General features: G+C 51.1%; 18 protein-coding genes. 2 read left to right on the forward strand and 16 right to left on the reverse strand.

The genetic code is table 11. The features are described 5' to 3' along the window. Nucleotides 1-74 precede the first annotated feature (74 nt). The 5 genes from ung to AGRI_RS07710 all read right to left on the reverse strand — a co-directional run bounded on the left by ung (nucleotide 75) and on the right by AGRI_RS07710 (nucleotide 6,697). Nucleotides 75-737, reverse strand: a complete 663-nt coding sequence (ung, locus tag AGRI_RS07685; RefSeq protein WP_008951284.1) for a uracil-DNA glycosylase — start codon at nucleotides 735-737, stop codon at nucleotides 75-77. Further along, on the reverse strand, nucleotides 737-2,020 hold the full coding sequence (gene thrC, locus AGRI_RS07690) for a threonine synthase (RefSeq protein WP_008984395.1): 1,284 nt from the start codon (nucleotides 2,018-2,020) through the stop codon (nucleotides 737-739). Before thrC ends, ung begins: the two co-directional genes overlap by 1 nt. Nucleotides 2,021-2,025: 5 nt before the next feature. Continuing rightward, nucleotides 2,026-2,979: a homoserine kinase gene (gene thrB, locus AGRI_RS07695; RefSeq protein ID WP_008984396.1), complete on the reverse strand. Its 954-nt coding sequence runs from the start codon at nucleotides 2,977-2,979 to the stop codon at nucleotides 2,026-2,028. A gap of 3 nt (nucleotides 2,980-2,982) precedes the next feature. After that, nucleotides 2,983-5,439 (reverse strand): bifunctional aspartate kinase/homoserine dehydrogenase I, encoded by a 2,457-nt coding sequence (gene thrA, locus AGRI_RS07700; RefSeq protein ID WP_008984397.1) that lies wholly within the window; start codon nucleotides 5,437-5,439, stop codon nucleotides 2,983-2,985. Between the two features lie 325 nt (nucleotides 5,440-5,764). Beyond that, nucleotides 5,765-6,697, reverse strand: a complete 933-nt coding sequence (locus tag AGRI_RS07710; protein ID WP_008984398.1) for a sensor domain-containing diguanylate cyclase — start codon at nucleotides 6,695-6,697, stop codon at nucleotides 5,765-5,767. Between the two features lie 138 nt (nucleotides 6,698-6,835). On the opposite strand from AGRI_RS07710, the gene AGRI_RS07715 reads away from it, so the two are divergent. After that, nucleotides 6,836-8,584 carry a sensor histidine kinase gene (locus AGRI_RS07715; RefSeq protein ID WP_008984399.1) on the forward strand — a complete coding sequence of 583 codons (1,749 nt, stop codon included), beginning with the start codon at nucleotides 6,836-6,838 and terminating at the stop codon, nucleotides 8,582-8,584. Nucleotides 8,585-8,629: 45 nt separating this feature from the next. Beyond that, a complete protein-coding gene (locus tag AGRI_RS07720) occupies nucleotides 8,630-9,535 on the forward strand; it encodes a recombination-associated protein RdgC (RefSeq protein ID WP_008984400.1) in 906 nt (301 codons plus the stop codon). A gap of 16 nt (nucleotides 9,536-9,551) precedes the next feature. Here the strand turns inward: AGRI_RS07720 and AGRI_RS07725 are convergent, their stop codons facing one another. The 11 genes from AGRI_RS07725 to AGRI_RS07775 all read right to left on the reverse strand — a co-directional run bounded on the left by AGRI_RS07725 (nucleotide 9,552) and on the right by AGRI_RS07775 (nucleotide 21,582). Further along, nucleotides 9,552-10,391, reverse strand: coding sequence for an HDOD domain-containing protein (locus tag AGRI_RS07725; protein WP_008984401.1), 840 nt, complete (start codon nucleotides 10,389-10,391; stop codon nucleotides 9,552-9,554). Next, nucleotides 10,388-13,048: a hybrid sensor histidine kinase/response regulator gene (locus tag AGRI_RS07730; RefSeq protein WP_008984402.1), complete on the reverse strand. Its 2,661-nt coding sequence runs from the start codon at nucleotides 13,046-13,048 to the stop codon at nucleotides 10,388-10,390. Before AGRI_RS07730 ends, AGRI_RS07725 begins: the two co-directional genes overlap by 4 nt. A gap of 70 nt (nucleotides 13,049-13,118) precedes the next feature. After that, nucleotides 13,119-14,408, reverse strand: coding sequence for an NCS2 family permease (locus AGRI_RS07735; protein ID WP_008984403.1), 1,290 nt, complete (start codon nucleotides 14,406-14,408; stop codon nucleotides 13,119-13,121). 50 nt (nucleotides 14,409-14,458) lie between these two features. After that, the gene (nqrM, locus tag AGRI_RS07740) at nucleotides 14,459-14,671 is read right to left on the reverse strand and encodes a (Na+)-NQR maturation NqrM (RefSeq protein WP_008984404.1); all 213 of its coding nucleotides are present in this window, start codon (nucleotides 14,669-14,671) and stop codon (nucleotides 14,459-14,461) included. A 14-nt stretch (nucleotides 14,672-14,685) separates the two neighbouring features. Then, a complete protein-coding gene (locus AGRI_RS07745) occupies nucleotides 14,686-15,693 on the reverse strand; it encodes an FAD:protein FMN transferase (protein WP_008984405.1) in 1,008 nt (335 codons plus the stop codon). 66 nt (nucleotides 15,694-15,759) lie between these two features. Continuing rightward, nucleotides 15,760-16,986 (reverse strand): NADH:ubiquinone reductase (Na(+)-transporting) subunit F, encoded by a 1,227-nt coding sequence (gene nqrF / locus AGRI_RS07750; RefSeq protein ID WP_008607202.1) that lies wholly within the window; start codon nucleotides 16,984-16,986, stop codon nucleotides 15,760-15,762. Nucleotides 16,987-17,005: 19 nt separating this feature from the next. After that, complete coding sequence (nqrE, locus tag AGRI_RS07755; protein ID WP_008984406.1) at nucleotides 17,006-17,614, reverse strand: NADH:ubiquinone reductase (Na(+)-transporting) subunit E; 609 nt, start codon at nucleotides 17,612-17,614, stop codon at nucleotides 17,006-17,008. A 10-nt stretch (nucleotides 17,615-17,624) separates the two neighbouring features. Then, nucleotides 17,625-18,257, reverse strand: coding sequence for an NADH:ubiquinone reductase (Na(+)-transporting) subunit D (locus tag AGRI_RS07760; protein ID WP_008984407.1), 633 nt, complete (start codon nucleotides 18,255-18,257; stop codon nucleotides 17,625-17,627). Next, complete coding sequence (locus AGRI_RS07765) at nucleotides 18,250-19,044, reverse strand: Na(+)-translocating NADH-quinone reductase subunit C (protein ID WP_008984408.1); 795 nt, start codon at nucleotides 19,042-19,044, stop codon at nucleotides 18,250-18,252. The genes AGRI_RS07760 and AGRI_RS07765 overlap by 8 nt, the downstream gene beginning before the upstream one ends. Then, a complete protein-coding gene (locus tag AGRI_RS07770) occupies nucleotides 19,037-20,242 on the reverse strand; it encodes an NADH:ubiquinone reductase (Na(+)-transporting) subunit B (RefSeq protein WP_008984409.1) in 1,206 nt (401 codons plus the stop codon). Before AGRI_RS07770 ends, AGRI_RS07765 begins: the two co-directional genes overlap by 8 nt. A 2-nt stretch (nucleotides 20,243-20,244) precedes the next feature. Further along, nucleotides 20,245-21,582, reverse strand: a complete 1,338-nt coding sequence (locus AGRI_RS07775) for a Na(+)-translocating NADH-quinone reductase subunit A (protein ID WP_008984410.1) — start codon at nucleotides 21,580-21,582, stop codon at nucleotides 20,245-20,247. Between the last annotated feature and the right edge of the window lie 204 nt (nucleotides 21,583-21,786).

Raw genomic sequence — 21,786 nt, forward strand, 5'->3', positions numbered from 1 at the left:
AATCTGAAAAGGGCCTGCAGTTAACTGCAGGCCCTTTTCGTTATTCGATACCGTCAATACGGCACAAGCGTCAGTTACAACACTGAGTGCCAGTTAACCGGCGTTTTGCCGGCGGCGCGCAGCAGGCTATTGGTCTGTAAAAAATGACCACAGCCCAGAAAGCCGCGATGCGCTGATAACGGCGATGGATGGGGTGCCTGCAGAATATGATGCCGGCTGGCGTCAATCAGCCGCGCTTTCTTCTGCGCATGAGAGCCCCAGAGTAAAAACACCAATTGCTCACAGTGCTGGCTGATTTGTCGGATCACCTGATCAGTAAATTGCTCCCAGCCCAGGGCGCGATGCGAATTCGGCTCATTTGCCACCACCGTCAACACGGTATTCAGCAATAACACGCCCTGCTCGGCCCAGCTTTGCAGGTAGCCATGTGACGGCACCTGAAAATCCGCGTATTCCAGCGCCAGCTCCTTGTAGATATTCAGCAACGAAGGCGGCACCCGCACGCCCGGCCTGACCGAAAACGCCAGTCCATGCGCCTGGTTTGGGCCATGATACGGATCCTGCCCCAGCACCACCACCTTCAGCTCAGATAACGGCGTCAGCTTAAACGCATTAAAGATTTCACTGTCCGGCGGATAGATCACCTGGCCGCCGGCGCGTGCCTGCTGGATCGCCGTCAGCGTTTGCTGAAAATAGGGTTGTTGCTTTTCACTGCCAAGAAGGTCCTGCCATTGCATCAGCGATTATCCAGTTGTCGTAATACCTGCTCCAGGGTGGCAAAATCGGCCGGAATATCGCGGCTATAACTTTGCTCAGCGGCACATTTTGCCAAAGCCGCCGGTAAAGCGATAGGTGTTCCTAAAATATTCTCTACCTGCTCTTTAAATTTAGCCGGATGCGCTGTACCAAGGAAGATCCCCACCTCACCCGGCTGCAGGCTGCGTTTTAACGCCTTATAGGCAACAGCCGCGTGCGGCTCACTCAGATAGCCCTCTTGCGCCAGTAAGCGCATACCAAGCTGGGTATCATCTTCATCGACCTTAACCGCCTCGATATCAGTCCGGCTCACTACCCCCTGCGCCAACAGCGCTTCTACCCTGGGCCAGTTATTCGGTGCACTGACGTCCATCGCATTCGATAAAGTGGCAATGGTTTTGTTGGGTTGCCACTGGCCGCTCTGCCAGTAACGCGGCACAGTATCATTCAGGTTCGTCGCAGCAACCATCCGCTTAATCGGCAGCCCCAGCGCCTTGGCAATCAGACCGGCAGTCAGGTTACCAAAGTTACCGCTGGGTACCGCTATCACCGCTTCTGAGCGTTGCTCGGCCGGCAGTTGGGCAATAGCTTCAAAGTAATAACAGATTTGCGCAAATAAACGACTGATATTAATCGAGTTGGCCGAGTTAATATTGTAGGTTTTTACCAGCTCCTGCTGATCAAAAACTTGCTTAACCAGCGCCTGACACTGGTCAAAGTCACCATCCACCGCCAGCGTGGTAATATTCTGCCCCAGAGTGGTAAACAGCTTTTCCTGCAGCAGACTGATCTTGCCTTTCGGGTACAGGATCACTACCTCTACCCCAGGCTGCTGATAAAACGCATGCGCCACAGCCGCACCGGTATCGCCGGAGGTGGCGGTAACAATAGTGGTTTTGCGCCCGCCCTGGGCTTTGGCCAGCGCCTGCGCCATAAAGCGGCCGCCAAAGTCTTTAAACGCAAGCGTCGGGCCATGAAACAGCTCCAGGCAAAACGTCTGCGCCGTAACGGGTACCAGTGGCGCGGCAAAGGTAAAGGCGGCGCTCACCATCTGAGCGACTTCAGCCTCGGTTAGCTCATCGCCAATCAAGGCAGATAAAATCTTGGTACTGCGTTCTACCAGCGGTAAGGCGAGTAAAGCGTCAATATTCAGCTTTGGCCAGCTGGTTGGGAAAAATAAGCCTTGTTGCTGGCCCAGCCCCTGTCGGACCGCCTGTAAAAAACTGACTTGTTCGGTTGGGACTTTTAAATTCGTTAACATCATCTTTATTACTCCGCGAGCGCTCTGGCGCCCTCTGGCGCTAACCGGCAAATGGCGGTCAGCGCGTCCTGATTCTTGGCATAATGGGCATTAAGGTAAGCCGCCGTCGCGGCAGCCTGTGCATCATCCCGGCAAAGCGCAAATACGGTCGGCCCGGCACCGGAAATGCCCAGATGTAGCACCCCTTGCTCACTTAGGGCGGTACGCAAGGGCAACAATTCCGGCATCAGACTCTGCCGGGCCGGCTCTGCCACCCTATCCTGTAACGCCGCCGCGGCATCCTGTTCATCGCCGGCGTAGAGCGCACTGACAAAGCGACTAAGCATACCGGCAAAGGCGATACTGTCGGTTAAACTTAACTGCTTTGGCAAGACAGCGCGTGCAGCCTTGGTCGAGAGTACAGTACCCGGATAACAGAGCACCACCCGCCAATGCTCGAACCAGGGCAAGCTGCGGCAAATCTGCGCACTATCCGGTAACATCAGCTGTAAGCCACCATAATAAGATGGCGCCACATTGTCATAATGCACACTGCCACTGACCCCGCCTTCAGCTACCGCCATTAACTGTAGCAGCTCACTCTGGCTAAACGGCTGGCCGAAATAGTCATTAAAGGCATAAAAAGCCACGACGATTGAACAGGCGCTGGAGCCTAAACCACTGCCAACCGGCAAATGCTTGTTGAGTTGCAAACGCAAGCGCGGTAATGGCCGGCCCAGTGCCTGTTCAAAGGCATAAAAGGCTTTAAACACCAGATTATCCTCGGTTGCCGCCGGTAGCTGATGCAGATAGCGGCCACTTAGCTGCAAACTGAGCTCTGTCGCTTCGCCCAGGATCAGCAGCTCATCACCGAGCAGGCTGCCGTCTACTGGTTCAAAGGCGGCGCCCAGCAAGTCAAAACCGACGCTGAGATTGCCGGTCGAGGCCGGCGCATAATAACGTTTAGTTGAATGTGACTGCATAGACTATACCTGCTGCTGCCAGCTCAGGGTGCGCAGAATATCGCTAAAGACCCCGGCAGAGGTCACAGCAGCACCGGCACCATAACCACGCAGCACAAAGGGGATGGGCTGATAATAGCGGCTTAAGATCGATAGCGCATTCTCACCGTCTTTTACTTTGGCCAGCGGATGATCAGCGGCCAGCGCTTTAATCGCGACCTTACACTTGCCATCGCGGATCTCGCCGATATAGCGCAGCACCTTACCCTCCGCTTTGGCAGCAGCCAGCCGCTCAGCAAAGGCCTGGTCTAATTGCGGCAGCTGCGCCATAAAGTCTTCGACGTTTGCGCCGGCAGCAAAACCGGCCGGCAACACCGAGTCCACTTCGACCTCGCTCAGATCCAGCATTAAACCGGCTTCGCGAGCCATAATCAGCAGCTTGCGTGCCACATCCATACCGGATAAGTCATCGCGCGGATCCGGCTCAGTAAAGCCCATAGCGCGGGCTTTGGCGGTCACCACCGACAGCGGCACTCCGGCTTCCAGCTCGCCAAAGATATAGGATAAGGAGCCGGATAGAATGCCTTCAAAGGCCAGCAACTGATCGCCGGCATTTAGCAGCCCTTGCAGGGTATCGATGACCGGTAAACCGGCACCGACCGTGGTTTCATACAAAAAGCGTCGCCGTTGCTGCTGAGCAACAGCACGCAAGCGATGGTAATACTCCAGGCTGCTGGTATTGGCTTTTTTGTTTGGCGTAACGACATGGAAGCCGGCTGCCAGGAAATCGGCGTACTGGTCCGCCACTGCCTGAGCACTGGTGCAATCGACCAGTACCGGATTGGTTAAATGCTGTTCCTGCACAAAGCGGTTTAACTCCGCCAGCGAAAACTGCGCATTGGCCTCTGCCAATGCCGGCTGCCAGTTTTTCAGATCCACACCGTCTTTCGCCAATAACAGCTGCTTACTGTTGGCGATACCGTACACGGTGAGCTTAACCTGGCGCTGCTGTAAAAAGGCTTGTTGCCGTTCGATCTGGGCCAGTAATTCACTGCCGACCACCCCGCAACCGACCAGAAACACATCAATACTGGGGATATGGCTGAAGAAGTTCTCATGGCAGACTTTAACCGCATTCTGACAGCTGCGCTGCTCGACTACCGCAGAAATCGAGCGCTCACTGCTATCCTGGGCAATGGCTACTACGTTTACCCGCGCCTGCGCCAGTGACGCGAAGAATTTCGCGGCCACGCCTCTGTGCTGCCGCATACCATCGCCAACCAGGCTGACAATCGCCATATCGGATTGAATGGCTAATGGCCGTAGCAGTTTGTTTTGCAATTCTAATTCAAACTCGGCTTCCAGCGCCTTTTTCGCCGCCACCAGATGCAGCTGCGGCACACAGAAGCTGATGCTAAATTCCGACGAGGACTGGGTAATTAAGCTTACTGAAATCTGTGCGCGCGCCATGGCGGCAAATACCCGGCTGGCCATGCCCACCACGCCCTTTAAACCCGGGCCAGATACCGTAATCAGCGCCAGATGCTCGAGGCTGGAAATGCCCTTCACCAGCGCTTCACCATCGCCTTCCACATCGATACAGGTGCCCGGCGCACTGGGGTTAAGGGTATTTTTGATATAACAGGGAATTTGCACCCGCGCCAACGGGCCGATTGTTTTCGGATGCAGCACCTTAGCACCGAAATAAGATAACTCCATCGCCTCATCGTAAGACAAACGATCGATTAAGCGGGTTTGTTTCACCTGCCGTGGATCGGCACTGTAGACACCATCGACATCGGTCCAGATCTCACAGGCACTGGCTTTGATCGCCGCGGCAATGACAGCGGCGGAATAATCCGAGCCATTGCGCCCCAGTAAGGCCGTCTCGCCCTGGGCGTTACTGGAAACGAAGCCTGCCATCACGTAGATGCTGGCCGGTGTCGCCGCCATAGCGGCATCAATCACCGTTGCTGTCGCCGCCACATCGGCAGTGGCATTTAAAAAATCACCCTGACTTTTCACCAGCTTTACCGAGTCCAGCGCCTGCACATCCGCACCTCGCCCCTCTAACAGGGCCGTCATCAGTGCCACGCTGAACTGCTCCCCCAGGCCGAGGATCTGCGCTTTAATATGATCCGGGCAAAACTTTAATAAACTCATGCCCTGTAACTGCCAGCCCAACTGCTGGATCTGGCTGTTGATCAGCGCCTGCACCTGCTGCCGGCGTACCTCACTGACGCCCGGCACCTCGGCTAACAGTTGCTGGTAGCGCTGTTCAAGCTGGCTTAGCGGTGACTGAAAGTCTGCTCCCAGATAGGCCAGATCGGTTAATTCGACCAGCGTATTGGTTACCCCCTGTGGGGCCGATAACACCAGACAGACTTGTTCTGTTGTTGCCTGCTGCAACACAATTTGCGCCACTTCAGAAAATCTGGCCACCGACGCCAGCGATGACCCGCCAAATTTTAGCACCCTCATAATTTCTCCTCGCGCATCCAAGTCTTTAGTCGTTTTGTTATCGCAGACCTTTGTTAGTCAACCGGCTGTCACGCTATGTTGCGTGATCAACGCCGGTTCACCTGGGCCAAGTGGCCAAAAAAAAGGCCCGGAACCTTTGAGGTCACGGGCCTTTTTACAGACAGCACACCGCCGACCTCCTACCCCGCGGGGTTGGTGGTGGTAATAATGGTGGTGAGTACTGCTGCTTTTATATTCATAGACTACACTATGCACAGACTTTTAGACGTCTGTCAAACCTTTTTCTGGTCCGCGGTTAAATAGCCGGTATGGCGCTTAATACCGGCTAACTCGCCTTACTACTATCGCGCCAGATACTGGTCTGATTTTTACCCGCACATTTTGCCTGATATAGGGCTTGCTCTGCCTGTTGCAATAAGGTGTCGGCACTCACCCCGGCGATAAAAGTACTGACGCCACAACTGATACTGAGTTTAACCGGCGGCAATTGTTCAGTAATGCCTTGCTGTGCCAGACTGGCTCTGAGCCGGTTCGCCACCTCCAGTGCACCAGCTAATTCCGTATCCGGCAATAACACGGCAAACTCCGCACCACCCAGCCTGGCCAATAAATCGTTGTCTCGCAACAAGGCGCCACATTGTCGCGCCAGGCTTTGCAAAACGCTGTCGCCGAACTGGTGGCCATACTGATCATTTAGCGCTTTAAAGCGATCCAACTCGAACAATAAAACAGCCAAGGGCCGTTCATAGCGCTCTGCCCTGGCCAACTCAAGTTGTAATTGCTGCAACCAATACTGGCGATTTGGCAACTCGGTCAAGCTATCAAAACGATCGTGCCGTTTTAGCTGTTGGGCGCTGAGTAACAGCTGCGCATGGTAACGGGCGGTCTCTGTCGCATCTTCGATCCAAATCGCCAGCGCACTGTCGTCGCGCTGTGGCAGCGGCAGCAAACTAATATTTTGCGCCATGGCCATATTTTCCGTTGCAGCCTGGCGGGGAAACTTCAATAAATACAAGCGTTGCTGCCAGCTGATCTGCTGAATCTGTTGTTGCGTCAGAACCTCAGTGACCTTGCGACAAAACCAGGCTTTGGGGACTTCCGGGAATAATTGAAAGAAGTCATGACCAACGAGATCGCGTTCCGGCAACCCGCTGTGCTGACAAACAAAACTGTTCACAAAAGTTAATTGATAACGATTGTTCAACAAGATAATACCGCCGGGAAGCTGTTTTAACAGCTGTAAAGCAGAGCTATTCATACCGGTTTGGCTCCTTGCGCAGAATAAATCCGTTATTTACGGCCATTCTGTAAAATAATTATTTTAAATAACAACCATATTCGCTATGGTAACATTAGTCGATCGCTTTTTGTTCAAGACACCACTCTGGGTGATAACATGCCGCAAACCAGCCTTTCAAAAAAGCTGCTGACCAAGGTTTTATCAGTATATTTTTTACTGACCCTGATAGTAACACTCGGCCAGATCATTGCTGAGTATTACAATGCGAAAAACTTTATCCGGAATGAGTTATCTACGCTGCAACAAACTTTTGCCGGCAGTTTGACCCGGGCGATCTGGGAACTGAACACGCCGCAAACCCTGAATATTGCCGACGGTTTACTGGCTATCCCGGCGATTGAAGGTGTAATAGTGCGGGACGACAACGGTACCATTATTACGCAGTCTGGCCGCTATATTGATATTCAACAACGTTTTAGTAATCAACTGGTACAACAGGAACTGAGTATCAGTGATCAGCAAAGCGGTATTTTTGGCTACACCTTCCCGCTGATTTTTGAATTTTCCGGGCGCACCAGTCAGGTCGGTGATGTGACACTTTTCTCCAGCCGCAACGTTGTGATTGAACGTATAGAAGTCGGGCTATATTTTTTAATTGGTAATGCCATTTTAAAAACGACGTTTTTAATCATTCTCTTCTTACTGGCATTTAGAAAACATTTGACCGAGCCGCTGGCAGATTTAAGCCAACAGATTGAAAACCTTGATTTAGAGCAGCTTGATGGCTCCAAAGTCCGGATTTCAACCGATGAAGGGGCGGAGTTAGGTATTATGGCGTCGGCCTACAATAAATTGATTGAACGGCTGCAGGATTACCAGCAACAACTGAAACAAACCCAGCAACAATTATTATTGTCGAATAATAAGCTGGATCAGCAAAATTTATTGTTAGAGCAAGAAGTCGCGCGCAAGACCTCGGGTTTAAGCCAGGCAATGATGGACCTGCAACAACAAAAGCAAGAACTATTACAGAACAAGCAGGCACTACGCGAAGAAATTGAGCAACGACGCCAGACCGAATTAAATCTGTTAGCACGGCAACGCGAACTACAGGAAACCATCGATACTCTGAATCAGGCGCAGGATCGGTTAGTCCAGTCAGAAAAAATGGCTGCTTTGGGTGGCCTGGTGGCGGGTATCACCCATGAAGTTAACACACCAGTAGGCATTGGCGTAACGGCAACCAGCTTTCTGGCCGAGCGCTTACATCAGCTGGAACAAGCATTCCGTGAAAAAACACTGACCCCGAAAATGCTGGAGGACTTTTTATCCGAAGCCAGCCAAAGCACGGATCTACTGCAGTCTAATTTACAGCGGGCATCGGAGCTGATTGCCAGCTTTAAACAAATTGCCGTTGATCAAGCCAGTGAAGCCATCCGCACCATCAATTTATGTGAATATCTGCACGAAATTATCCGGTCCTTACAACCGCATTTTAAAAAGACTCAGCATCAGATAGAGGTAAATTGCGCCGACAATATTATTCTCGATTGCCCGGCCGGCGCCATTTCACAGATATTCACGAATTTGCTGATGAACTCACTGATCCATGGTTTCGAAAATATGGCCCAAGGTCAGATCCGGATTACAGTGATTGATGATGCCGACAATATTGAAATTCGATACTCCGACAACGGCAAAGGCCTCAGCGCCGGCCAGCTGGAAAAACTCTTCCACCCATTTTTTACCACCAAACGGGATCAGGGTGGCAGTGGTTTAGGTACTCATATTGCCTATAATCTGGTAAGACAAACGCTGGGCGGAAGTATTGAGGCCAGCAGCGAACCCGGAGCGGGCCTGCACTACCATATTTGCTTTCCGAAAAAACCGAGATTGAATCGTTAAGGCAAGGTATACTCCGGACTTTGCCTCAACTGGAAGTAGTGTGTTATGTGGTTTAAAAACATCCGGGTTTATCGTCTGAGCGCCCCGTTAACGATGGACCAGGCGGTCATCGAACAAGCCCTGGCCGAATATAAATTCAGCCCCTGTACCGGACAAGAAGCGTTGCGAAGCGGCTTTAGCTTCCCGCTGCATCCGAGTATCAAACAATATTGCCATCTGCAGCAGCAACGTTGGTTCTTCGCGATAAAACGCCAGGAAAAGGTGTTACCGGCGGCAGTGATTAACGAAGAATTAGCGCCGAAACTTGAAGCGGCAGAACAAGAAGCCGGCCGCGCCTTAAGCCGGAAAGAAAAACAAGCCTTAAAAGACGATTTGATTCAGAGCTTATTACCCCGCGCCTTCAGTCGTTCTACCCTGACCCACGGTTATTACGATGCTGAGCAGCAATGGCTGGTAATCAATACCGGCAGTGCCAGTAAAGCAGAGGACATGCTGGCATTATTGCGCAAAGCTCTGGGCTCTCTGCCCGCACTACCCTGGCTGGACAATCATAAACTTAATCAACACCTGCAGCTTTGGTTGCAACATCAGCAGCTACCCGGCACCTTTCAACCTGGTACTGAAGTGGAATTGAAGGCTCCGGACGAGGAAGGCGCTAAGGTGCGTTTTAGTAACCACTTACTCAGTGCAGATGAGGTGCAAACCCATCTGGAAGATAAACTGGTTACCCGCATTAGCCTGCAACAGCCGGATGGTTTCCGTCTAACCGTGACCGATGATGGCGGCATTAAACAGCTGCAGTATTCTGAACTGTTGCTGGAACAAAATGACGAACTGGGCTGGGACGATTTAGCCGCCCGCCTGGACGCTGACCTGTTACTGATGGCCGACAGCCTGAATCAGGCGTTACTGGCGATTAGCCAGCAGGTTATGGCGCAAAGTACCGAATAACGGACAGCTGTATGGCTCAGGTAAAGAGCCCGCGAATATCCTGGTACAGCTCGGCAAATTGCGGCTGTTTACTAAATTGTGGCACCGTAATCAACTGTTGTTGCAAGTAATATTGCAACAACTGCATCTCCGCCTCTGCAGATTTATAATAACCGCGGGCAATCGCAGCCAGCCGGATAAAGTCAGTATAATCCGGTGGCTGCCCTCCCTGACACAGACGCCAGTTTTTTGCGGCCAGCTGAAACTCCGGGCCAAAACCCCAGGCTTGCAACACTTTAACACTGACGAAAGGCGCAATTTTTTCAGTGATATTATGTAAGAAAACCGGGTGACCAAACACCTCCGGATGCCGCTCGGCTTCAGCGATCACGGCCAGCGCCCCAATGTTATGCACCAAACCACAGAGTGTCATCAGATCGGCATTAAATTGCGCAGCCGGATGTTCCGCTTGGTACAACTTCAGACAGGCGGTAGCAATGGCGGCGACCTGGATATTTTCACGCCACAGTTTATCCAATTGCTGTTGCACCACCGGATATTTTGAAACAAACAACTGCTCCAGCGCCAAGGCCGTTGCAACATGCTTAATTTGACTTAAACCAATCCGGGTTACTGCTTGTAACAGACTGTTACTTTTGATCGCGCGGCCGAGGAAAGCACTGTTTGCTACCTTCATTAAACGCGCAGCCAAAGCCGGATCCTGCGCAATCACATCCGCCATTTTCGCCAGGCTGATTTTCGGATCCTCAGCACTTTGTCGCACCTTTAGCGCGATTTCCGGTAACGTTGGCAGCACCAGGCTGTCATCACGGATTTTCTGTTCCAGTATCGTTAACAACGCCTGCTGTGCACTCATGGTGACTCCTGCTTCTCAGTGACCTCTGCCGCTTCCCGCGCCAGAACAGCGCGCATTTGTTCCAGTAGGGCCTGTATATGCTGCACTATAGGATCGGATGCAGCGCGTTCTAAGCGGCCAGCCAGTTCCGTTAGTTCAGGATACCCCATACTGCCGGCACTGCCTTTTAAGCTATGGGCAGCAAAACTCAGTGCCGGCCAATTCTTCGCTGCGGTCAGTTGTTCTAACTCTGTCAGCAACGCCGGTAAACGGCTGCGGAACTGTTGCAGTAATTGCTGCATCGCCGGATCATTTGCCAGTTGCTGACTAAAAGAGCTGGCTTTTACCGCAGCGGCTGTGGGCTGACCATAACGCTGCAGCAGTGCCAGAAACTCAGCCTGCGCCACTGGTTTAGCTAATACTGCCTGGCAGCCAGCCTGACGGTAGCGGTCCGCATCCTCAGTCATCACATTAGCAGTCACGGCGATAATGGGCGTGCTGATACCAGCATGACGAATCAGCCTGGTCGCCTCCTCGCCGCCCATGACCGGCATTTGCATATCCATCAGGATCAAATCAAAGGCCTCGCTTAACACCCGCTCTACCGCCTGATGACCGTTGCTGACGATAACATAACTGACTGCAGCCTGTTGTAACATCAACTCTATCAACAGTTGATTATCAGGATTGTCCTCTGCGACCAGCACTCTTAGCCGTAGCGGTGCAACAGCAGCTGATTTGACCGCCGGTAGCGGCTGCGAATTAAAATGTTCGACTAATCTGGGATTCGGTGCTACCGGGAATAACAATTCAAAACTGCTGCCGATACCTTTTACACTCTCCACCCGAATATCGCCGTCCATTTGCTCCATCAGTTTTTTCGAAATGCAAAGGCCAAGGCCGGTACCACCAAAATGTCGGGTTACCGTGGCATCAGCCTGCATAAAAGGCTGGAACAGGCGGTTAACTTCTTCAGCGGTCATGCCAATACCGGTATCTTTAATTTTGACCGACACCTGTGCTCGCAACGGCTGATAACTGACGGCCAGCACGATCTTTCCCTTGCGGGTAAACTTTAACGCATTACTGGTCAGGTTAATTAATACCTGGCGCACCCGCAGGCTGTCCTGAAACAACTCGGCGGGTAACGGGAATTGCAGCACCAACTGGCAGTCTATTCCTCTCTTGCTGGCTTGCTCACGGGTTTGCTGATAAATTTCATCTAACATCGCCAGATAATCAAAATGTTCAGGCTGTAATTCCAGCTTGTCCGCTTCAATCTTCGATAAATCCAGAATGTCGTTAATCAGTTGCAGTAAGTGCTCGCTGCTTTTTAGTACCCGCTGTAAATAATCACCGCGTTTTGACTCTTCCGGCTCTTGTATCGCTTGCTGACTAAAACCGATAACTGCAGTCAGGGGTGTCCGGATCTCATGGCTCATATTCGCCAAAAATACACTTTTTAAGCGGTTGGCTTGTTCAGCGACTTCACGGGCAACAATTAACTCCTGGTTTGCCGCTGCCAAATCATCATTGGCGCGGGCCAGTGCCTGCGTACGGTGTAGCACTTTCTCTTCCAATTGCTGTTTATAGGCCTGCTCCCGGTCCCGGTAAACGCGCAGTTGCCGTACCATCACATTGAAAGCGGCAAACATATCACCTAATTCATCTTGCTTGCGCGGCTCCAACACTACCGACAAATCGCCCCGCCCAACCGCGGATTTGGCATCTGTCAGCTGTTTCACCGGCTGTAACACCTGCCGCACTAACAACTGGTACATAGCTAAAGGCCCGAGCACTAGGATAGTCAAGGTGAGTAACATAATAAGCAATGGCCAGTTCGGCTGCTGGCTATATAGCTCTTCGGCATCAATCCCATACAGTAGCTGGTAAGGACCACTTAAATTACGCCCCAGTAATAACTTGGATTGGCCGAGTAACAACGCAGGAGTAAGCCCGGTATGTTCCATGGTTTGCTGAATAATTCGATAATGACTCGGGGTAAAAGCACTGCCAATCAGGCTCTGATTAGCCGCATAAGCAATGGTTGCGGTACGGTTAATAATCAGGCTGACGCTATTCGGTGTTACCGGTGACATCACGACTGACACAAAGGGCTGTGGTTCAGTCACGATCAACAAATAGCCCCAGAGCTGCCGGTTTACCTCACCAGAGTATAATTTGCGGCTAAAAAATAACTGCAGCTGACGCTGCTCACCGTCCGGAGCGATAAAGACGCTGTAATCCTCAATCATGCCTTGCAAGGTCGAGAAATACTCATTGCGAAACCGATCCGGCAATGCCGATACGGGTGCCGCGGTCGGCACGCTGATTTCCTCATCGCCATTCAAACGTAATAAACGAATTGAGCGGATATTCGGATCCTGCTGCTGGAATTTACTAAAAATCGCTGCAGCTTCGGCCTGATGTGCCGCGTCGGGTTGCTGTAAATATTCGCTAAGGGTACGGGAGGCAGCAAGGACTGACAGGCGGGTTTGATGAAAATTCAGAAATTCATTTAATTGCTGTTGCTGCTGTTGCAGCTTCAACGCTACCTGATGATAGAGCTGTTGCTGTTGCAACACTGTACTGTAGTGATACGCCAGATAGCCGAAGGCTGCAACCGGCAACACCAACATCGGTAACATATATACCAGCAGTGTTGCCCTGAGTTTCATCTGGCGTTTGCCTGTCCTGTGTTTTATTGTGTCCCTTTACAGCATAACCAGCATCGCTAAGGACCACAAGTCAGGCAAAAATAAATTTCGCCAGAAAAATCAGTGCCAGAACCCAGACGCTGAGCGTTGTCCGCTCTACTTTGCCAGTTAATACGCAGAGCAGAGCGTAACTGATAAAGCCCATGCCAATACCGTCGGCGATGGAAAAAGTCAGCGGCATCATAATCAAAACTACCGCCACCGGCACCGCTTGCAACACATCATCCCACTCGACATGCTGCAAGCTGGTTAACATTAGCGTCGCGACATAGAGCAAAGCACCGGCGGTGGCATAGCCCGGCACCATTGCTGCCAGTGGCGAAAACCACAGCGCCAGCAAAAATAGCAGACCTGTCACTATGGCAGTTAAACCAGTGCGACCACCGGCAGCGACGCCACTGGTACTTTCAACATAACTGGTGGTGGTTGACGTGCCCAGCAAAGCCCCCACCATACTGGCACTGCTGTCTGCAATCAGTGCCTTACTTAAATCCGGCACCTTACCATCCGACTGCAGTAAACCTGCTTTTTGCGTCACCGCGACCAAGGTACCGGAGGTATCGAATAAATCCAGGAATAGCAGCGTCAGTACCACCGGGAGAATACTCAAGGTGAAAGCGGACGCAAAATCCAATTGCATAAAGGTTGGCGCCAGTGACGGCGGCATGGCGACGATACCGCTAAATTGACTGTCACCTAACCACCAGGCTGCCAGTGTCACCAGCAGAATACTGACCAGCACCGCACTGTGCCAACCACGATGTGCCAGTGCAAAAATCAGAAAAAAGCCGACGATCGCTAACAGCACCTGTGGACTGTGCAGATCGCCGAGGGTAACCAGCGTTGCCGGGCTGGCAACAATGATATTGGCGGTTTTCAGTGCAATCAGCGCCAGAAACATACCAATGCCGGCAGCGATACCCAGCTTCAGTGGTAACGGAATGCTATTGATAATCCATTCGCGGATTTTAAAAATGCTCAGTAATAAAAACAGACAGCCGGAGAAAAACACTGCCGCCAGCGCCGTTTGCCAGCTATAGCCTTGCTCCAGCACAATAACGTAAGTGAAGAACGCGTTGAGTCCCATTCCCGGTGCCAGCGCGATCGGCAGGTTTGCCAGGGCGCCCATCAGCAGACAGCCCAAAGCGGCCGCCAGGCAAGTCGCGACAAAGACCGCGCCATGATCCATGCCTGCCTGCGCTAATAAGCTCGGATTAACAAACAGCACATAGGACATGGCCATAAAGGTAGTAAGCCCGGCCAGCAATTCCTTGCGAACTGTAGTCTGACGGGCTGATAACTTAAAGAACTGATTGAGCATAACCTATCCAGCGGGCCAGCAACTTTGGCCCGCAGCAAAAGAAGGAGTCGTTAGATAATCTTGTTATCTTGCCAGAATTTTTCTTTTTCCAGCCGTTTTTGCCGCTTTTCGCACGGTTTGTCACAATCACAGGCTTTATCGATACCCAGTTCACCCAAACCACCGCAGCTTCCGGCCAGGGTTTTGCGCTGTAGCAGGTAGCCAGCAGCCATGGCTACAACTACCAGCAGGAACAAGCCAAATGTCAGCAGAAAAATTGTCATATCCAACCTCAGGATTAATTTAAAAAGGGTATAAAGGCTTCAGAGTAGCGCTCTTCAAAGCCCTGGTCAGTTTTTACAATCAGTAGTACTGCCAGTTGATGTTGGTTAGCAAAGGCCAGAGCTTCGTCTGCCGGTAACACATTTAAAGTAGTGGCATAGCCATCAGCCGTCATGGCGTCCGGATGTAACACGGTACTGGACACCGTTTTGTGTTGGATGGGTTCACCGGTACGCGGGTCAATCAAATGCGAATAGCGTACCCCGTCTTCCTCAAAATAGTTGCGATAATCACCGGAGGTTGCTAACGCCATATTTTTTAACGCTAAAATGCGTTGTACGCTACGTTCGGTGCTAACCGGTTTTTCGACAGCGATCTTCCAAAGTCCGCTTGGTTTAGCGGCACCAACCCGCATATCACCGCCGATATCGACCATAAAGCTCTGATAACCGTGCGCTAATAGAATTTCAGCGAGTCGATTGACACCATAGCCCTTGGCAATAGTGGATAAATCTATGGCAACCCGTGGTTCCAGTTTCCGTAATGCCAGACCGTCAAGGACGATTTTATCAATACCAACATAGGCGCGGACCGCCTCCTGTTGTGCGTCGTCAGGAGCATGAGTAATCCGGCCCCGGGCACCAAAGCCCCATAATTCAACTAAAGGGCCAACCGTGACATCCAGAATGCCACCGCTTTGCCGGCCAATCCGGATCGCTTCAGCAATCACTGTCGCCGTTTGTGGCGTGAGCGTCACCGGCTCCGTGGTTTGCTGGCGGTTAAAGCGCATCAGCTCTGACTCCGGCCGGTAAGTCGACATCAGATCGTTAATCAATTCCAGCTCAGTATCCAGCTCTTGCTGCAGCGCGGTCAAATCCGGTTGCAGTTCACTGTAGAATTTCACCACATAGTAGGTACCCATGGTCTTGCCTTGTAACTGATATTCTGTTGCTTGCTGCGCCGGTTGGCAGCCGACAACGAGCAACAGCAACAACAGCGGTAACAGACGACAAACAGACCACATATTTACTACTCCTAAAAAACAAAAGGGGCGACTAAGTCGCCCCTATTTTACCGTGTTCGCGGTTGATTAACCACCGAAGTCGTCTAACAGAATGTTGTCGTCTTCTACACCTAAGTCTTTCAACATGTTGATTACCGCCTTATTCATCATTGGCGGACCACACATGTAGAATTCACAGTCTTCCGGTGCTTTATGGTTTTTCAGGTAGTTTTCATAAATCACGTTATGAATAAAACCGGTATAACCTGTCCAGTTGTCCTCTGGCTGCGGATCTGACAACGCCGTGTGCCAGACGAAGTTTTCATTCTCTGCTGCCAGCATATCGAAATCTTCAACATAGAACATTTCGCGCTTCGAACGGGCACCGTACCAGAAGCTGATCTTACGCTTGGATTTTAAGCGGCGTAACTGGTCGAAAATATGTGAACGCATTGGCGCCATACCGGCACCACCACCGATAAATACCATCTCGGCATCGGTATCCTTGGCGAAGAACTCACCAAATGGACCTGAAATCGTCACCTTGTCACCGGCTTTTAACGACCAGATAAAGGACGACATCTTACCGCAAGGTAATGACAGGTTATTTGGCGGCGGTGTTGCGATCCGCACGTTCAGCATGATGATGCCTTCTTCTTCCGGGTAGTTCGCCATTGAGTACGCACGAATGGTCGGCTCATCAACTTTGGACTCCAGCGTAAAGAACTTAAAGCGTTCCCAGTCGCCACGGTATTGTTCAGGGATATCGAAATCCTTGTACTTAACATGGTGAGGTGGTGCTTCGATCTGAATATAACCACCGGCACGGAATGGCACTGACTCGCCATCCGGGATCTGCAGCTTCAGCTCTTTGATAAAGGTCGCTTTGTTATCGTTAGAGATAACAGTACAGTCCCATTTCTTGATGCCGAAAATCTCTGGTTCTACTTCGATTTCCATGTCAGATTTTACGTTAACCTGACAGGATAAGCGGCAACCTTCGCGGGCTTCACCCTTAGTGATGTGACCCAGCTCAGTTGGCAGAATTTCACCGCCACCGGCGTGTACGTGCACCCGGCACTGACCACAAGAACCACCGCCACCACAGGCTGATGACAGGAAGATACCGTTGTCGGCTAAAACATTTAACAGTTTACCGCCGGCTTTGGTTTTAATGGCTTTGCTTGGATCACCGTTTACACTGATGGTAATGTCACCGCTGGCAACCAGCTTCGACTTGGCGGCCAGAATGATAAATACCAGCGCCAGTACCACGACAGTGAACATGCCAACGCCAAGATAAATCTCTTGCATGGTGTTATTCCTCTACTGCTTACAGTTGAACGCCGGAGAAAGACATAAAGCCTAATCCCATTAAACCTACTACCAGGAAGGTCGAGCCTAAGCCACGTAAACCATCCGGGATATCGGCGTATTTCAGCTTTTCACGCACTGCAGCCAGTACTGTGATGGCTAAAGCCCAACCTACACCACTACCTAAGCCAAACACGACACTTTCACCGAAGTTGTAGTCACGCTCAACCATAAAGGCTACCGCACCGAAAATGGCACAGTTAACTGTGATCAGTGGCAGGAAGATACCCAGAGCGTTGTAAAGCGCCGGGAAGTACTTATCCAGCGTCATTTCCAGGATCTGCACCAACGCAGCAATAACACCGATATAGGTCAGAAAGCCAAGAAAGCTTAAATCCGCATCTGGGAAGCCAGCCCAGGCCAAAGCGCCTGGCGCTAACAAATTAGCATACACCAGGTTATTAACCGGTACTGAAATACCCAGTACCACGATAACGGCAACACCTAAACCAAAGGCGGTTTTAATCTTTTGCGATACCGCCAAGAAGGTACACATACCAAGGAAGAACGCCAGCGCCAGGTTTTCGATAAATACGGCACGGACAAACAGGCTAATATAATGTTCCATGTATTCCCCCTTATACCTTCTTCTCAACTTGCTCTGGGCGGTAAGTACGCAGTACCCAGATAAAGCCGGCGATAATAATAAAGGCACTTGGAGGCATTAACAGAATACCCATTGGCTGATACCAACCGCCTTCGCTGATCAATGGCATAATTTGCACGCCAAACACTGAACCTGAACCACCCAGTTCGCGGATAAAGGCCACAACCAGCAGAACCACGCTGTAGCCTAAACCGTTACCGATACCGTCCATAAAGCTCATACCAGGTGTGCTCTTCATCGCGTAAGCTTCGGCACGACCCATAACGATACAGTTAGTAATAATCAGACCAACGAATACTGACAGCTGCTTCGATAAATCATAAGCATAAGCTTTCAGGAATTGGTCAACCACAATTACCAGTGAGGCGATAATGGTCATCTGCACGATAATCCGCACACTAGATGGGATATGGTTACGGATAACCGAAATAAACAGGTTAGAAAATGCCGTTACGAAGGTTAGTGCCAGACACATAACCAGCGCAGTTGACATCTGAGTCGTTACTGCCAGAGCCGAACAGATCCCCAGTACTTGTAAAGCGATAGGGTTATTGGCAAAGACCGGCCCAAACAGTACGGTTTTAATTTCTTTTGCATTAGCCATTGCTTAACGCTCCTTGACGCACTTTTGCCAGGAATGGACCAAAGCCATTCTCGCCAATCCAGAAAGTAAAGGTATTCTGCACACCATTAGCTGTCAGCGTAGCGCCTGATAAGCCATCTACCTGGTGTGCTGAGTCAGGATCGGCATTACCCGGTTTCAGGATAGTTAACGCCAGCTCACCGGCATCGTTAGTCAGCTTTTTACCAACAAACTGGCCTTTCCAACGTGGATTCTCAATTTCACCACCTAAGCCCGGCGTTTCGCCCTGCTCATAGTAGTTCAAGCCGATAATAGTATTACCGTCCGTTTCCAGCGCCAGGAAGGCATGCATCGTTGACCATAAGCCATAACCATGCACTGGCAATACCAGGGCTTTCAGGTTGCGGTTTTCGTCATAAGTCAGGTACACCGGCGCATACTCAGAGATGCGACGGATAGAGGCTACGTCATCAGCCTGGGCCAGAGACTTACCTTCTTTCAGCGATTTACGGTAGTCAAAAGCTTCCGCACACGCGCGGTCACAGCTGGCATCGATCTCACCGGTGCTCAGGTTTACCAAGCGGGTTTCAACATGGGTGTTGAAAAGCTCAGCAATCCGGGCGGCCGGGGCACTGCCTTCAACCAAACCGACACTGCGCAAAATGTTGACTTGTGAGTCTAACTTTTTGTTAGCCTGCTGGGTTGGTCGTAATTGTACCGCTGCAGTAGATACCACTATGGCACAGACCAGACATAGAGAAATTACTACGATCAGCGTTTTGCTGATGCTGTCGTTATTACTAGACATTACGTGCCAGCCTCCGCTTGATATTGGCTTGCGCCACGAAGAAATCGAATAAAGGTGCGAACAGGTTAGCAAACAGGATCGCTAACATCATGCCCTCTGGATAAGCCGGGTTCACCACACGGATCATCACTACCATAAAGCCGATCAGAATACCGTAGGCCCACTTGCCCTGATTGGTAAAAGACGCCGATACCGGGTCTGTCGCCATAAAGAACATACCGATAGCAAAACCACCCAGCACCAGATGCCAGTGCCAAGGCATGTCAAACAGCGGGTTAGTGTTCGAACCGATAGCATTGAACAGGTAGCTGGTTAGGATCATACCGACCATGACACCCAACACAATGCGCCAGGAGGCAATGCGGAAGTAAATCAGCGCCAAACCACCGATTAACAGCGCCAGCACAGAAGTTTCACCAACTGAACCCGGAATAAAGCCCAGGAACGCATCCCACCACAGCTGGGTATTAGCGGCATAATCCAGCTCACCTGAAGCGGCTTTACTCAGCCAGGTCGCGCCTGAATAACCATCAGCAACAGTCCAGACGGCATCACCGGAAATTTGCGCCGGGTAAGCGAAGAACAGGAAAGCACGACCAGCCAGTGCCGGGTTCAGGAAGTTACGGCCAGTGCCCCCAAAGACTTCTTTGGCAACAACCACACCGAAGGTGATACCCAGTGCAACCTGCCACAGTGGAATAGTGGCTGGCAGGATTAACGCAAACAGAATTGAACTGACGAAGAAACCCTCGTTCACTTCATGCTTACGGACAGAGGCAAATAAAACTTCCCAGAAACCACCGACCACGAAGGTCACGGCGTAAATAGGTAAGAACCAAACGGCGCCGTAGAACATCTTGCTGCCCCAACCGGAGTCAGCCGTTAATTCACCGCCTAAGGCTGAAAAAATAGCGACCTGCCAGGTATCCGGGGTACCGAAACCCTGCGCCAGGGCTAATGCCGCCTGATGGCCAATGTTGTACATGCCGAAGAATAACGCCGGGAACAAGGCTAACCAAACGAAAATCATAATCCGCTTCAGGTCGATACTGTCGCGCACATGGGTACCGTTTTTGGTTACATAACCAGGCGTGTAGAGAACCGTGGCCACAGCTTCATATAAAGCGTACCACTTTTCGTATTTGCCGCCTTTTTCAAATTGCGGCTCAATGCGCTCTAAAAAATGCTTTAAGCTCATGATTAGCCTTCCTTCTGGATGGTCGTCAAGCAGTTGCGCAGAATGGTACCGTAGTCATATTTGCCTGGGCACACATAGGTACACAGTGCCAAATCTTCCTCGTCCAATTCCAGACAACCTAAAGTTGCTGCCTCGTCAGTGTCGCCGGCAATCAGGTTACGCAGTAACAGCGTAGGCAGGATATCCAGCGGCATTACCCGCTCGTAGTTACCGATTGGTACCATGGCGCGTGACGAACCGTTAGTGGTGGTCGTCAGGTTAAACAGCTTTTTCGGACTTAAGTGGCCCAAATAAGCGCGGGTTACTGAGTGCTTTTCAGCACCAGGTGCAATCCAACCCAGGAAGTGTTTTTCAAAGCCTTCAGCCAACACTGAAACCTGAGTATGGAAGCGCCCTACATAACCGTGCACACCATGCGCTGTGGTACCGGCCAGCACTGAGCCAGAGATAATACGATTTTGGCCATCGGTAAGTTCACCGGCTGTCAGTTCAGCGGTCGACGCACCCAGTACGGTTTTGACCAAACGTGGATTTTTCACTACAGGACCGGCCAACGCGACAACACGTTCACTGTTCAGCTCGCCAGTGGTAAATAATTTACCAATAGCGATCACGTCCTGATAGCCAATATGCCACACGACTTTCTTAGCACTGACGGCATCAAGGAAATGGATATGGGTACCAACCAGACCAGCCGGATGCGGACCATCAAATTCAGCAACCGTTGCCTGAGTTACACTAGGGATAGTGCTACCGGCTTTCTTGGTCAGATAGGTTTTACCCTCGGTTAAACGGGAGATGACGGTTAAGCCCTGTTTAAAGGCTTCGGCATCAGCGTTGATCACCACTGCAGGATCGGCAGCCAACGGATTGGTGTCCATTGCATTGACGAAGATAGCACGTGGCGTACTGTCAATGGCCGGAGATTGGGAAAACGGACGGGTACGGAAAGCAACCCATAACCCTGAATCGATCAGGTTTTGCTTTACCTGTTCTGCACTCAAGGTGGCCAGCTGCTCGGCCGGATACTTGTTGAAGGTTTCAGCCGCATCGCCTGACACTGCAATCACTACCGATTGCAATACCCGTTTAGCGCCACGATTGATTTCCTTCACCGTTCCAGCTGCCGGGGCGGTGAATTTCACGCCAGGGTTTTTCTTATCTTCGAAAAGCACCTGACCTTTTTTCACGCTGTCACCCACTTCGACCGCCATGGTCGGACGCATACCTACATACTCTTCGCCGAGTACGGCGACAGTAGTGATGGCATTGCCCGTAGTGATCTCTTGTTTAGGACTGCCTGCAAGGGGAATGTCCAAGCCTTTTTTGAGTTTTATCATACGTACTTGCACTACTATTTTGGGAAGAAACAGGGCCTAGTTTTTCAGCTGCGCTAGCGCAGCACACCCGGTTAGCCTTTCGCACCACCTGCAACTGTACAAAAGTTAACCAGATACACGTATTAAAGTCGCGAATTTTAGCACTAATACCATCTTCTATCCATGGTATTACCAAAAATTCTGTGCCAATTACCACCTGTCGGT

Origin of the sequence: Alishewanella agri BL06 (assembly GCF_000272005.1) — a bacterium.
GTDB classification, from domain to species: Bacteria; Pseudomonadota; Gammaproteobacteria; order Enterobacterales; family Alteromonadaceae; genus Alishewanella; species Alishewanella agri.